The organism is Bradyrhizobium sp. INPA03-11B, from assembly GCF_040446015.1.
Lineage (GTDB): Bacteria > Pseudomonadota > Alphaproteobacteria > Rhizobiales > Xanthobacteraceae > Bradyrhizobium > Bradyrhizobium macuxiense_A.
Genome location: NZ_JASGSR010000173.1, coordinates 1 through 12,934, shown reverse-complemented (window position 1 = coordinate 12,934; position 12,934 = coordinate 1). Strand labels below are relative to the sequence as shown.

The following is a 12,934-nucleotide window of genomic DNA, read 5'->3' as shown; positions in this document are numbered from 1 at the left end:
AGCCCATAAGCTTCGCAATCTCTATGGTGTCGATCCCACGCCGCAGATCGCAAAAGTCTTTCATCGAGCTCTTCAGCAGCGCCGCTTTCGCTATGTGTTGATGCTGACGGCCACGCCGATCCAGAACCGGCTCTGGGACCTCTATTCTCTGGTCGATTTGCTCACCGTTGCGCGCGGTCACGAAAACCCCTTCGGTAACGAAGGCATGTTCGCCCGCCGGTTCATCGACGACAAGCGCGATAGTGCGCGCGTCTTGAAGCCCGAAGCGCGCGAGGAGTTTCGAAGGATCGTCTATGGCTATATGTCGCGCGTACGGCGGGGCGATGCCAATCTGGATTTTCCCGAGCGGAAGATCCAGCTGCACAAGGTCGCACCGTCCGCTGATGAGCTTGCCCTTATTAATGCTATTGCAAAGCCGATCCAGAAGCTAAACCGGCTGGCACAAATAAGCATTCTCCAAGCGCTGACGAGCAGCCCTCATGCACTTATGACGCAACTTCAAACCATGGCCCGGAACGAAACGGTGCCGCAGGAACTTGCCGAGACGGTCAAAGCCATCGTAACGCCTATGAAGACGAGCGCGAAGCTCGAAGGGCTCCGCCAACTTGTTTCGATGCTAAAGAAAGAAAATCCGACCGGCTGGCGCATGGTCGTTTTTACCGGACGGCGTGAAACCCAAACCACGATTCAAGCCTTTCTCGAAGAGCTCGGCCTGAAAGTCGGCATCATCAACGGATCGTCCGGTCAACGAAATCAGGAGACCATCGCTCGTTTCCGGGCCGATCCTCCTGAAATTCGCGCGATCGTTTCAACCGAAGCCGGCTCGGAAGGTATCAATCTTCAGATTGCCAATGTGCTGATCAATTTCGATCTGCCCTGGAATCCAATGATCGTCGAGCAGCGGATCGGTCGTGTCCAACGCCTCGGCTCTCAGCATAAGAACGTCATCATCTATAATGTCATGCTCGCTGGCACATTTGAGGAATATATCGTCGGCCGACTGATGACGAAGCTGCAGATGGCGACAGATGCCATTGGTGATATTGAATCTCTGCTTGAGGTCTCCGGCGTCGGCGACGGTGAAGAGGGTGCTGGGTTCGACGAAAAAATACGCGAGCTTGTGATCGCAGCGCTCGCGGGGCGCGATATGAAAGCTGCTGCCGAGAGGATCGCCCGTAGCATCGAAGCTGCCAAGAAGACCCTCGAAGAAGAAAAAGAAAATATCGAGCAAACGTTGGGCGCGCCGGATGGTTACGGCTATGTCGGCCCACAGACTCCGACGCTCGAAAAGATCAAACCTTCCATGGAGCTTGAGCCTTTCGTGCGGGCGGCCTTTAAGAGCCTCGGCGGAGCCATCAGCGATATCGCCCCCGGTGTCTTGCGCGTCGCGAGCAAGGGTGGACCCGAACTCGTTCGCCTCAATGAGGATGCTGGTTCAGATTACGCAAAGGTACCGCTCTACAGGCCAGGCAGTCCCGCCTTCCTTCGTCTCATCGATCGCGTCACGGCTTCCGGTCTTCACGTCGTTGAGGATATCGATCATGAACCGAGGCAGCGGATAGACGAGCTTGTCGACGAATGGATATCCGGCTTTAAGGGAACAAAGTCTGAGGTGATAGTCCAAAGCGCGCAGCGCCGGTTCGAGGGTAACGCGATTGCCCGTGTACGCGCGACGACGGCTCATGACAGTTACGAGCGCATCGTGACGATCAGCTGCAATCCCGTTGAGCATACCCAGCCGGCCGCTGCGCTGGATGCGATGCCGGATTTACTTCAGCAACCCGCGGCCACCGGTCTCAACTCTAGCATTATCCTGGATGAGGCCTGCCGCGATCCGAACATCGCTGAATTTAATCGGTTCTATCTCGAGCGGCGCGACGCCGAACTGGGATCAGCCGGCAGAGATGCTCGCAGGCGAAAGAAGCTGGAGGATGAGTTCACGCCTCAGGTTGATGCTGCACTTGTCGCCCTGGATGGCCGGATGAGCCGGCGGGTCAATCTTAAGGTAAGGTATCAGCTCGATGGGGCTTCATATGAGAGTGACCTTTCTATCACGCCTTCCGAAAGTCGGATCGAGACAGCGCCCGCGCTGCAGCGGTGCGCGCTGACGCGCTTAGAGGTCCCTGCTGACTGTCTCGCCGCCTGCGAACTGTCGGGCGTACGTGCGCTAAAGCACCGGTTGGCGCGCTCGGAGGTGAGTGGACGTTATGGATTGCCTGAGCACCTCCTTCGATGTTCGCTTTCCAGGAAATCTATCCTTGTCGACGAAGGTGGCATGTCCGACATCACGAATGCAGTCGTCGACAGGACATTGTTAAAAACCTGCGCCATCACCGGAAAGAAGGGGGAGCCGGCCTATTTCGGGCAATGTGCCTTTACAAAGACTGATGTGCTCTCGGAGCAACTGCGCAAAAGCGAGGTTTCAGACAAACCGTATCGGCTTGATCAAGAGGCGTCCTCAGTCGTCTCCGGCAAGCGTGGACACACCCGGGAATTCGTCCGTTGCCAGGAAACCAAACGCACCTTGCTACCGCGTGAGGCGGAACGATGCGCCAAAACTGGAAAGATCGTTGCACCAGATGTTCTTCAGCCCTGCGCGGTGACAGGCAAGCGTGTGCTTCCCAGCGAGCTTCTGACATCGTCAGTGAGTGGCAAACGTGTCTTGGCTGAGAATTTGGTGGCAAGCAGCCTGTCCAATGCGGTTTTCCTGGAAGAGGAGGGCATACGATCTGCTTACGGGAAGTTCTGCGCACCGATTGAGGCGAAGCGCTGTCAATGGAGCGGCGCCGCGACCCACCCGGATGATCTCAAGACATGCGCTCTGTTGGGGCTCTCCGTTCATTTTCAGTATCTGTCAGACGAGTCGCGCCGTCTGCAGGCTGTTGAGGAGCTTCTTGCCGGCAGGCGCCGCGCCGGAGATGTGCGAGATCGTTGGGATGCCATCCTTCCATCGGTATCGTCAGCTCTAAACACGAAGAGGTGCCAGATTGAGTCCGGGCAACTCTCGCCTGATGGGCAAAAACTCGCTCTGGCCGTCGAGGTTAAATCGTTACTCGGGCTTAGAACCAAACATGCGGCGATGCTCTACTCGTTCAAAGACAATGCGATCCTTGGCAATATTGCGATCGTGAAGCGAGACGGGCATGGTGGGTTCCGCTAACGCTGCTTCGGGCAGAGGTAGTCTTGTCAATTGGGTTTACACCGGTTTGTTGGGGGCCTGCTCGGAATTGTTAGCGTAACCTTTGTTGCTTTGACTCGAGGATCTCCGAATGACGGATTACACGAAACTGCTAGCTTTGATTGCTGCCTGCGACGATGCCGGGAAGTTGCGCAGCTGGATCGCGAATGCCCAAAAAGGAAACGAAAAAGGAATCGAGGAAGCAGCGTTTCGCCGATTGATCGATATTCTCCCGAGGGAGGCGGCAGGCACCGTAGAACATGATTTCTGGCGCACCATCCACGCTTTCGAACACATGCTCAGCGATGAGCGCGGCAAAACCACGCGACTGGGGCGCACACGGCAGAAGGTCGCGCGGGTCGGCGTGATCGAGACGCTGCGTGACTGGGCCTTGACGAGCAAGAGCACAGACGGTTTCGACATGCTGATTGAGCGAAACATGCCGGAGCTCACCGGCGAGGCGATTGTCTTGCGGCACGGAGAGCGGTTCGATGCCGCTGTCATGGCGGCGGCAACCAAGCGCCTTGAAGATGCAGGTGTTGATGTTTCGCGTTTGCCAAGGCGAGTTGATTAGCTTGTGCCTGCGCCGACGGGTCGAGGGCCGACCCACATGTGAGGCGACGTCGGGGAGCCTGTGATGTACGTTCTCGTCCGTCACGCCGCTGACTCGGTCGGATCTTCTTTGACGCCGCGGGCAACGATCCGAAGTGATCCATCCGGAAGCGGGCGCTGCAGCTTGAGTGCCTCCTCCGCAGGGGCGGTCAGCCAGGTCTCGATGTCGTCGGGCGCGGTTAGGATCACGGGCATTGCCTTGGGATGGATGGCGCCGACCTCGGCGTTTGGCTCCGTCGTAAGGAATGAGTAGAGGTCGTTGGTTGTCTCGCCTTCCTTGACCTTCCTGACCGACGTCCAGTTGGTCCAGATGCCTGCGAAGCCGGCGAGGGGACGTGTCTCGTCGAGCGCGAACCAGATATCGCCGCCTTCGGCCTTGTTGAATTCGCTGAAGGAGTTGAATGGCACGACGCAGCGGTTTTCGGTCCCCAGCCATCGCGTCCAGTGCTTGCTCTTCACGTTGCGGATGTTGGTCGTGCCGCCGTCCGGCTCCATTCTGAGCAATTCCTTGAAATCGACCGTCTTGCCCTTGGCCTGCAGCTTCTCGGCTCGCTTCTTGGTGGCGTCCATCAGCGCCTTTGATGACGACGGCATCCCCCACCTCGCCGTGGCGAGCTCGCGGCCCTCAGCTCCGTTGCGCACGATCGGTGCCTTGTAGTCCGGAAACACGCCGGGCATGGGCGCCAGATTGCCTACGTATCGGTTCACGACCCGGAATAGCGCGCTGACGGCGGCTTGGTTTGTCGTGATCGAATAGAGATTGCACATCAGTCAGGCTTCGTGTCTGGGGTGGCGAGGCTGCCAGGCCAATTGTACCAGAGTCGCAGATGGACGCCGGCCCGCCCTGGCGCATTTGCGGCAACGCAGCCGGCTGCCGAGATCGTGCACAAAGGTGGTCGGCGGATGTTTCATCGCTGCGAGGTCGACGTCGCTCGGCGTCTTGCAGCGCGTGCACCTGATTTCAAGCCAGGGGAAGCCTCCATTCACGGCCTGGTCAATGGTGGGCGACGGATCGATCGGTTCGCCGTCGCTCCACATCCGCTCGTTCCAGCTTTCGCAAAGCAGCCTGTCAGCTTGCTGGAGCATCGCCTCGCCCTTGGCTCGGATCTCTGCCGATTGGGCGGCAAGAATGTTGGCCATCGCACGTGCCTTGCCGAGCTCTTTCGCCAGAGCCTTGCGGTCGCCGCCCGACAGGGGCGTGGGGTGATACTTCGGGGCCATCCGGACATCCAGGCGTAACGGGATCGGATCGCGATCCGGAGCAGGTTACGGTGTCTCGAACGCCGGCCAGCACCCGTCTTCTTCATGCCTGCCGGTGCGCTGCAGGCAGGTGTTGTCTAGCAACCGCTGCGCAACGTCCTTCCAAATCGCGTTGCTACCATACAATCTGACTGCATCGGCCTTCTGGATTTCAACGGTCCGCTCGCAGCGACGGCACGAGATGCGCAGCAAGTGGCGTTGAATCTCGGAAAGACGTCGCTCTCGCTTCTCGGCTCCTGTCGCGGCAACGCGAGGGTCTTTCAGGACCGATTCCCAATATTCCGCCGGGAGCGGCGCATCCGACGCTGCAGCCGAGGGGCCCGGCCTGCGGGCGGCTTTGGCCGCCAGCTTTTCCATCTGTTTCGGGGTCGGCATGCGCCAGCTCGCGGGTCGATCGGTCATTCCGAATTAGAACATAACAAGAACAGATGTCGAGTCCGTTTGGACCCTTATTGAGAAAAAATCGCCCTGTTTGGGGAGGCGCCATGTCGGAACCACGCCGCGCCGTTCGTCTTGAATCCAGCACGAGTAACGGAGTTCCCCCGCGATGGCCCCCCGCGCTAATTGGAAAGGCTTCCTGCGTCTTTCCCTCGTCACCTGTCCGGTAGCGCTCTATCCGGCCACATCGGAATCCGAAAAGGTCTCGTTCAACCAGCTCAACCGGAAGACCGGCCACCGCATCAAGTACGCGAAGGTGGACGCCGATACCGGCGAGGAGGTCGACAACGAGGACATCGTCAAGGGCTACAAGGTCGACACCGACACCTTCATCGAGGTGACGAAGGAGGAGCTCGAGAACGTCGCGCTGGAATCGACGCGAACGATCGAGATCGACGAGTTCGTCGACCGCAGCGAGATTGATCCGCGCTACCTGATCCGCCCTTACTATCTGACTCCAGATGGCAAGGTCGGGCACGACGCCTTCGCGGTGATCCGCGAAACTATCCGCGAAATGAACAAGGTCGCGATTGGTCGCGTGGTGCTGACCAATCGCGAGCACATCATCGCGCTGGAGCCGCTAGGCAAGGGGGTGATGGGGACGCTGCTGCGCTATCCCTACGAAGTCCGGTCCGCCGACGAGTATTTCGACGATATCCAGGACGTCAAAGTCACCAAGGACATGCTCGATCTGGCCAGGCACATCGTCAATCAGAAGGCGGGCCACTTCGAGCCGGACAAGTTCGAAGACCAGTACGAAACCGCTCTCATCGATCTCATCAACCAGAAGCGCGCCGGCAAACCCATCACCGCGAAGGCGCGCCCTCGAGGCGAGAACGTCGTCGACCTGATGGACGCGCTGCGCAAGAGCATCGGAAGAGAAGTGGGGGCCGCAACAGAGGCACCCAGGAAACCAGGCAAAAAGCCGCGCAAGGCGGCGGCCGGGCAGAAGGAAATGCTGATGCCGATCGCAGGCAAGAAGCCGGCGAAGGAGGCCGCGGCGAAGAAGCCGGCGGCAAGACCGCAGCGGAAGTCGGCTTAGCTATTGTGACGGTGACGCCGGACGGTCTCTACTCCGTCGTCTGCGGGAGGCTTTGGAGGATGGCGAATCCCGGTCCCGACGACGGACCGGCCGCGCTGTTACTTGCTTTGGGAAATCCCTGCTTGCGGCATAGACGAAACGACGGAATCGTACGGTCACGTCTGTGGGCAGGGGGCGCGTCATGGCGAGAAAACTGAAAACCTACCAGACGTCGCTGGGTTTCTTCGATCTGGCGATCGCCGCTCCTTCCATGAAAGCGGCTCTGGAAGCGTGGGGGGCAGACAGCAATCTCTTTCATCAGGGCGCGGCGAAGGAAAGCGAGGCTCCGGACGTCATCGCCGCGACCATGGCAAAGCCTGGTGTCGTGCTCAGGCGTCCGGTCGGATCGGACGGATCTTTCAACGAATATGCCGAGCTGCCCACCGATCTTGGTGGCGGCAGACCAACGAAAGCAGCCCGCAAGTCGAAAGGCTCCAAGGCGAAGAAGCCTTCCTCTCGCCCTGTCGACAAGGCTGCGGAGAAAAAGGCAGCTCTCGATTACCAACGGGAAGAAAGGCGCCGCGAGCTTGAGCGACAAAGAGAGGAGGCGGCCAGGCAGAAAGAGCGCGAACGCCGTCAGCAGGCGGTCGGCAAGGCGCAGACCGCGTTGGACAAGGCCGAGCAAGAGCACGCGAAACGAGCCGCAGCCATCCAGGCCGAGGTCGATGCTCTCGAGAAGAGATCGCAGGCCGAAGAAACCCGCTGGGGCAAGGAGAAGGCGCGATTGGAAGCTGCGCTGCGGCGCGCACGAGGCTAGTAACGCGTCGTCGGGCGCACCACACGGGGGGCCCGGCGCGGCGTTGAGGCTCGGCACCAGCCCTTCTAGTCTGCGAGGCATTCCGCGCAGGTATCGCCGATCGAGTTCAGCACCTCGTGGACCTCGGCCGCCGCCGCATCAGCGGAAATGCCTGCTGGCGGGTCTCGACGCGCGATATCAAAGGCCTGCTCCCGTGCGTGTGGATCGGCGCGATCCTGCATCCAGCCGTGTTCGTTGAACTCGCGGATAGCGCCCGCTTCATGGAACACATGGATCGCCCATCCGCGCAGCGTCCGTATTTCTGGCTTTCGTCTACGCGACACGGTAGCACCATTACGACGAATCCTTACGTGCGTCTTCCTTTCCTCGATGCCACATAACTTCTCTCGTCTTTCTGATCGCTCACGTGCGGCAAGGCAGGGACCGGGGTTCTGCGAGCCAGTCGCGCGGCGTCAGGCTTGACCGGCCAGTCTTTGGCCGGCTGCGAATTTCTTGCCTTTGATGCGCAAACGTCAGTAAGCCTTCGATCGATTCGGCGGTGTTCTTCACTGCGTCGGTGCCAACCGACATGGTATCTCCGTCAGTTCGTTCATGGCGCGTCCAACGCAACCTCGAATGGGCTGATCAGGCCCGAGGGACGGCAAGCGCCTCGATCGCCTTCCCGCAACCGCTACGCCTGCTTTTTTCCCCTGCCGCCAAAGGGCGGCATTCCTCGCGGGAAGACAAAAAAGCAGGTTGACGCCGTCCTCCGCTGGCGCTGCGGGCCTGAAGGCTGCGGGCCGATCGCTCCCCGGGCCAGGGATCGCCATCGAGGCTGCGAAGGGCGCGGCCCGACCAACAAACGGAGACTACCATGGCTACCATCGGCACCTTCACCGCTTCGGACAATGGCTACATCGGCTCGATCAAGACGCTGACGCTGAACATCAAGGCCAGGTTCGCTGCATCCGAGAAGGACAACGACAAGGCGCCTGACTATCGCATCTTCGCCGGTGTGACCGAGTTCGGCGCAGCCTGGAAGAAGACCGCCCGTGACAGCGAGCGCGAATATCTCTCGGTCAAGCTCGACGATCCGAGCTTCCCGGCTCCAATCTACGCCTCGCTGGTGAAGGTCGAAGGCGACGAGGGCTTCACCCTGATCTGGTCGCGCCGCAACGGCGACTGATCTCTCGGGATCATCAGCCCCGCCTCCCTGGAGGCGGGGCCTTTTGCGCGCTTTGAAGAGAGCAGAGGTGAAAGCGCACTCATTGTTTGAAGAAGGTTGCCAGGGACTTCGCCCTCACGCGGGCGAAGATAACGCACACACTCGTGTGGCGGATCAACCGTATTCCTAACCCGGTGCAGGTGCGGCATCCCCTGAATGATCGTCGTACTCATTGAACAGATTTTCCAGAACAATAGTGTGATCCCCGCAGCTGAACTCCTGGCGGAGCGGCCGCAGCTTGAGGGACGCCTTACGCTCGGTCCGGATGGCCTCGTGGAGGTCTTGCAGGACGTTCTCGGAAGGGCCGGCCGCATAGCGCAATCGAACAAACTGACGCCATGTCGCCGGGGCGACGGCGTTCTCCTGCGGCTCGAAACCATAGCTCCGGAAGCGTGCAGCCGAGCGTCCGATCGCGAACAGGCGCACTTGCGGAACTTCTGGCGCCTGTCCAAGACGGAGCGTTGGCATCAGGTTCGCAGTCCCGGATGCGGCGATCCAGTCTTGAACTGCCTTTGCCCATGCATCAACTTTTTCGACGAAGTTTTTCGCGCGGCTGCGCTGTTTGGCAACGTCGTTTGAGCTGAAGTCCTGCCACTTCAGCTGGAACAACGCCAGCTCACCGGTCAGTGTGTCGAATACGGCTGCATCAATGTCGGTCACAACCTTTCCGCCCAGTCGGAGCCGGGTTGGCCCTTCCATTCGCAAATAGCGCTGACCGAGAAACAGGTCGTAGAGTTCCGAGATCATCCAGTTTTCACGGTGTTTTCGCAGATTGTCGGAGGCACGTTTGTCAAACGCTTCATGAAGCATCCGGATCCCGTGAAACGGGTTTCGAAAGACGCTGCTGACTGGTTGAAGGACGTAGTCGTCGGACACCTTGATCAGCATGGGCAGGAGGGGTGTGACCTCCTCTTCAAAATACGAAGCGTGGCTGGATTTCACGGTGATCATGTCCAAAGCGCTGGAGACAGCGTTTTGCTCAATTCCGGTGAAGGAGGCGATCGATTCGATCAGTCTGTCCGGTGGTGTCCAGACCGTCAGACTCATCGGGTAATTCACATCGGGGAATGCCTTCTTCGCGACATCAACGAAGTGAATATGCTTCAGGTAGAAGCTGGTGATCAGGAAGACGACGGTGCGGAGATCCTTGCCTGTGATGTTGCCGAGAACCGTCTCATCATGAATTCCGGCCTCGTCGATGCCCTCATGATTATCTTCGGCAACCAGCGCGAAAAAATGTTCCTCAATATCGGGTGAGCTGTCGTAGCTCACCATCGTTACGTTGTTGCGCGGCCGAAACGGATGCACGAGCTCGCGAATCCTGTCGTCAAGATTCTCAATCGCTGTTCTTTTGATTGCTTCCTTGAACAGGTTCCCGGCCGACATCGCGTCTTCGATGTCTTTTAGTTTGTCAGCCTCCAGCCGATCCAGAAAGTGATCGATCGTGTAGCGGTCGGTCATGCGAAAAGTAATAGCGGTTCCGTCGACCGTGCATTCGTTCATCCCGTGCCGAAGCATCTCGGCATTCTCTCGCAGGAATGACGCTTTTCCGAGATTCATCAGAATGCCGAGAACGCTCATCCTCAGTTCGGGCGTGCTTTCCCGGAATGGAATACCCCGCAAACTTCCGATGTGAGGCAGCAGCATGGCGGCGAGGGGATTCCATCCTCGCAGCATGGTCGCAAATTCGAATTCCGACAGACCTGATTCCGGCTTGCTCGACATGAAACGAATGACGTGATGGAAGTCAATGACGCGGCACGCCTCCACAAGAAGCCCCGCCCGGGCTATCTGCGGAAGCTCGGCAACCTGGGCTCGCTGGCGTTCAATTTCGACGCTGGCAAGGGCTGCCAGAGAGTTGGCCATTTCGGCTCGAGTGTTCATATGTCACCGTATATGGTCAAGGCGTGCGATTCACTGCCGATAATTGCCGACGATCTGATCTCCCGTCGAGTCCATCCGATGGGACTGACTGCCGCGCGCCATTCGGTGTCGCTCGCCGGAGGCACTCGCGCGAGGGGCCCGCCGTCATTTCATGCCGGCGTCGCTATCACTGCCATCGCGCGGGTGCCTTGTTAACCGGTCTCGCGACTGCACTCGGTCCCGGGTCCCGCCGCTGCGCGTCGGCGCTATGCTGACCCTCCTGCGGGTGCCACTTTTCGTTTTATCATCGTTGGCAAACCGCTGGCGCTGCACGAACAGGTGTTTCGGAGGCTAAGGGCTCCGCCCTCGCGCGCACCAGAGTGAAGCGCCGGCTCGTGCCGGCGCCGACCCGGGCGGTGTCCCCGGTCTTCCGCGCTTTGCCGGATCCAGCAATCTTTCAAATCCGCTCGCACGCGCTTGTGTAGACCCGCTCCTTGAGCGGGCCCTTCCGGGGCGGGTGATCCCCCACCGCAGGGGCGCCCTGGCCCTTGCTACCCTGGTCTCGCCGACGGGCAGGGTTGCAGCGCAGCGCTGCGCTTCCACCTCAGCCCACAGGAGAATAGCCATGAACACAATGACCTTGGCCCGGAGTGAACAGCCTGTCCCGGGTGGTTTCCGCATCGACGTATCGCGCGGTCTGCGGATTGGCAGCGACGCATTTCCGCGCCCGTCGTTAATTGGCCTTTGGCGCGGCTAGCGACGTCACGGCTTACCAATGTTCAACGTCGATTTTCCCAACTCGTCATTTCCGTTTGGCCGGCTTTGATCGCTCATTTCGCGCCTCATCGTCCGGGAGGACGAGATCAACATGACTGACACACAACGTGCTGGCGAGTTCAAACAAGGTCACGACAGTTGGATTGCGGCGGCCACGTTCTAGGTCACTGATGTATTGTTGGGTAAAGCCGGACGCTTCGGCGAATTTCTCCTGCGTGAAGCGCTTCTGCTTCCGCAGTCTTGCGAAATTCCGGCCAACCAACTTGCGCATGTCCATTTGCGCAAGTTGCGTCTTCACATACTATGAGGTTTATCTCCTATAGTATGTATCTTCGGCAGGCCGCTGACAGGCCAGGTCAGAATGAGACTAAAATGAGATGCCCTACTGAGGAGCTTGGTATCATTTGTTGTCCGGTAGGATGCCCATGACGAAACCGCAGCTAGATCCAGACGTCGCAGATGTCGCACCGAATGAGTCGGCGCTGACCAGCTACGATGAACAGCATATGATCACATATATGCGCCTTCTGCAGGCTGAAGGTGAGGGCGCGGATTGGCGCGAAGTGGCTCGAATAGTTCTGCACATCGATCCAAATCGCGAGCCAGACCGCGCGCGGAATGCATATCAGAGTCATCTCTTACGCGCTAAGTGGATGACGGAACAGGGACGTCTCTTGCGCGGTGCAGGGTCAAACTAGAAGAAATTCATCGTTCGAAACATCGCTCCGGAAATTATCTTCTCCAGCCGACAAGTGGTCACTCGGGAGCACCACGTGGTGCAAAAACAGGGTCTTCCTGCAACCCTCTCGTTCATAGTTATTGCGCTGCAATCCACGTGATCTGCGTGCAATGGGACGGATGTAATGCCTGAGTTCGACTGGCGGTCGCCAGATTCCTACAAGAGCCTGCAAGACGCCGAAATCACCGCCATCGCCTGGGAATGCCTTCGGCGAAACGCGGACTATCGACGCGACTACAACACGATGATCGCTGACGGCCCGGCTGGCGAAGTAACCGCGGACTTCAGGAGGAGATGGGGCATCTGCTTTCGCTCACGACCCGCAGAGGTCCTTCGCAGACCAGACGATCTTTTGGGCGCCTGAGGTTCTGGCGAGCGTCGTTCCGGTCGCAGTAGCTGCCCCGGCGGTCGATCCTGGCTCGGCGTCTCAGTCATTGCTCGACCTTACAGCCGGTCAGGTGCATCGCGCGGCTGACGGTTGGCATGCGGTGCTACGCATCGGCGCGGTGGAGCATCGTATCTGGTCGAAGGCTCCACCGGCGTTTGGCACGTTATACGCAGCCGAATTGCCATTTGACCGAGATCTGGAAGCGCGCGCTTATGCTGCCCGGCGGCTGTGGCGCGCGATGAATGGACGCGCGCCAGGGCCCGCATTTCATCAATTGTCATCGCGGCGGCGCGAGCGCCTGAGCGCGGCGATCCGTGCGCTTGACGCGTACAGGGAGGGCGGCAGCTATCGGATCGTCGCCGGAGTAATGTTTGGCAAGAAGCGCGTTCCCGATCGCGCCTGGAAGACGCACGATCTGCGCAATCGAACGATCCGGCTGGTGCAAAGTGGCCTTGCGTTGATGCGAGGTGGCTATCGCAAGCTTTTGCGCCCGGAGCGCAGGGACAAATAGTTGCTCCGCTCAGGGGTATCGAAAATCATCCCGTCAAACTTCGGTATCCCCCTCCGACACCGCGCTTCTCCATGATGACCGCACACACGCTGGCGCCGCAAACCGCGGTGCGCCGTCATCCTGGAG

The 12,934-nt window shown here is 59.3% G+C and carries 14 protein-coding genes; 8 read left to right on the top strand and 6 right to left on the bottom strand.

Annotated elements, in window-relative coordinates; genetic code table 11:
* Together QMZ05_RS37835 and QMZ05_RS37830 are read left to right on the top strand one after the other, a co-directional pair.
* On the top strand, positions 1-3,160 hold a 3,160-nt coding region (locus tag QMZ05_RS37835; protein ID WP_353705389.1), incomplete at its 5' end, for a helicase-related protein.
* A gap of 109 nt (positions 3,161-3,269) precedes the next feature.
* Positions 3,270-3,752: a hypothetical protein gene (locus QMZ05_RS37830; RefSeq protein ID WP_353705388.1), complete on the top strand. Its 483-nt coding sequence runs from the start codon at positions 3,270-3,272 to the stop codon at positions 3,750-3,752.
* An 80-nt stretch (positions 3,753-3,832) separates the two neighbouring features.
* Here the strand turns inward: QMZ05_RS37830 and QMZ05_RS37825 are convergent, their stop codons facing one another.
* Genes QMZ05_RS37825 through QMZ05_RS37815 form a run of 3 tightly spaced genes read right to left on the bottom strand, consistent with a single transcriptional unit; the run spans position 3,833 to position 5,452 of the window.
* Positions 3,833-4,558: an SOS response-associated peptidase family protein gene (locus QMZ05_RS37825; protein ID WP_353705387.1), complete on the bottom strand. Its 726-nt coding sequence runs from the start codon at positions 4,556-4,558 to the stop codon at positions 3,833-3,835.
* Between the two features lie 3 nt (positions 4,559-4,561).
* A complete protein-coding gene (locus QMZ05_RS37820; RefSeq protein ID WP_353705386.1) occupies positions 4,562-5,011 on the bottom strand; it encodes a hypothetical protein in 450 nt (149 codons plus the stop codon).
* 45 nt (positions 5,012-5,056) lie between these two features.
* Positions 5,057-5,452: a hypothetical protein gene (locus QMZ05_RS37815; RefSeq protein WP_353705385.1), complete on the bottom strand. Its 396-nt coding sequence runs from the start codon at positions 5,450-5,452 to the stop codon at positions 5,057-5,059.
* A gap of 145 nt (positions 5,453-5,597) precedes the next feature.
* Between QMZ05_RS37815 and QMZ05_RS37810 the strand changes: the two genes are divergently transcribed.
* Together QMZ05_RS37810 and QMZ05_RS37805 are read left to right on the top strand one after the other, a co-directional pair.
* On the top strand, positions 5,598-6,530 hold the full coding sequence (locus QMZ05_RS37810; RefSeq protein WP_353705384.1) for a Ku protein: 933 nt from the start codon (positions 5,598-5,600) through the stop codon (positions 6,528-6,530).
* 181 nt (positions 6,531-6,711) lie between these two features.
* Positions 6,712-7,326 (top strand): cell envelope biogenesis protein TolA, encoded by a 615-nt coding sequence (locus tag QMZ05_RS37805; protein WP_353705383.1) that lies wholly within the window; start codon positions 6,712-6,714, stop codon positions 7,324-7,326.
* Positions 7,327-7,391: 65 nt separating this feature from the next.
* On the opposite strand, the gene QMZ05_RS37800 is transcribed toward QMZ05_RS37805, so the two are convergent.
* A complete protein-coding gene (locus tag QMZ05_RS37800) occupies positions 7,392-7,649 on the bottom strand; it encodes a hypothetical protein (RefSeq protein ID WP_353705382.1) in 258 nt (85 codons plus the stop codon).
* Between the two features lie 530 nt (positions 7,650-8,179).
* Here QMZ05_RS37800 and QMZ05_RS37795 point away from each other — a divergent pair.
* Positions 8,180-8,491, top strand: coding sequence for a DUF736 domain-containing protein (locus tag QMZ05_RS37795; protein ID WP_050418906.1), 312 nt, complete (start codon positions 8,180-8,182; stop codon positions 8,489-8,491).
* A 165-nt stretch (positions 8,492-8,656) separates the two neighbouring features.
* Here QMZ05_RS37795 and QMZ05_RS37790 read toward each other — a convergent pair whose 3' ends face one another.
* A complete protein-coding gene (locus tag QMZ05_RS37790; RefSeq protein ID WP_353705381.1) occupies positions 8,657-10,396 on the bottom strand; it encodes a hypothetical protein in 1,740 nt (579 codons plus the stop codon).
* A 799-nt stretch (positions 10,397-11,195) separates the two neighbouring features.
* Positions 11,196-11,447, bottom strand: coding sequence for a helix-turn-helix transcriptional regulator (locus QMZ05_RS37785; protein WP_353705390.1), 252 nt, complete (start codon positions 11,445-11,447; stop codon positions 11,196-11,198).
* Positions 11,448-11,595: 148 nt separating this feature from the next.
* Between QMZ05_RS37785 and QMZ05_RS37780 the strand changes: the two genes are divergently transcribed.
* The 3 genes from QMZ05_RS37780 (at position 11,596) to QMZ05_RS37770 (ending at position 12,808) form a co-directional block, all read left to right on the top strand.
* On the top strand, positions 11,596-11,868 hold the full coding sequence (locus tag QMZ05_RS37780; RefSeq protein ID WP_353705380.1) for a DUF2285 domain-containing protein: 273 nt from the start codon (positions 11,596-11,598) through the stop codon (positions 11,866-11,868).
* A 165-nt stretch (positions 11,869-12,033) separates the two neighbouring features.
* Positions 12,034-12,273 (top strand): DUF6499 domain-containing protein, encoded by a 240-nt coding sequence (locus QMZ05_RS37775; RefSeq protein ID WP_353705379.1) that lies wholly within the window; start codon positions 12,034-12,036, stop codon positions 12,271-12,273.
* A 70-nt stretch (positions 12,274-12,343) separates the two neighbouring features.
* The gene (locus QMZ05_RS37770) at positions 12,344-12,808 is read left to right on the top strand and encodes a DUF2285 domain-containing protein (protein WP_353705378.1); all 465 of its coding nucleotides are present in this window, start codon (positions 12,344-12,346) and stop codon (positions 12,806-12,808) included.
* Positions 12,809-12,934 lie beyond the last annotated feature (126 nt).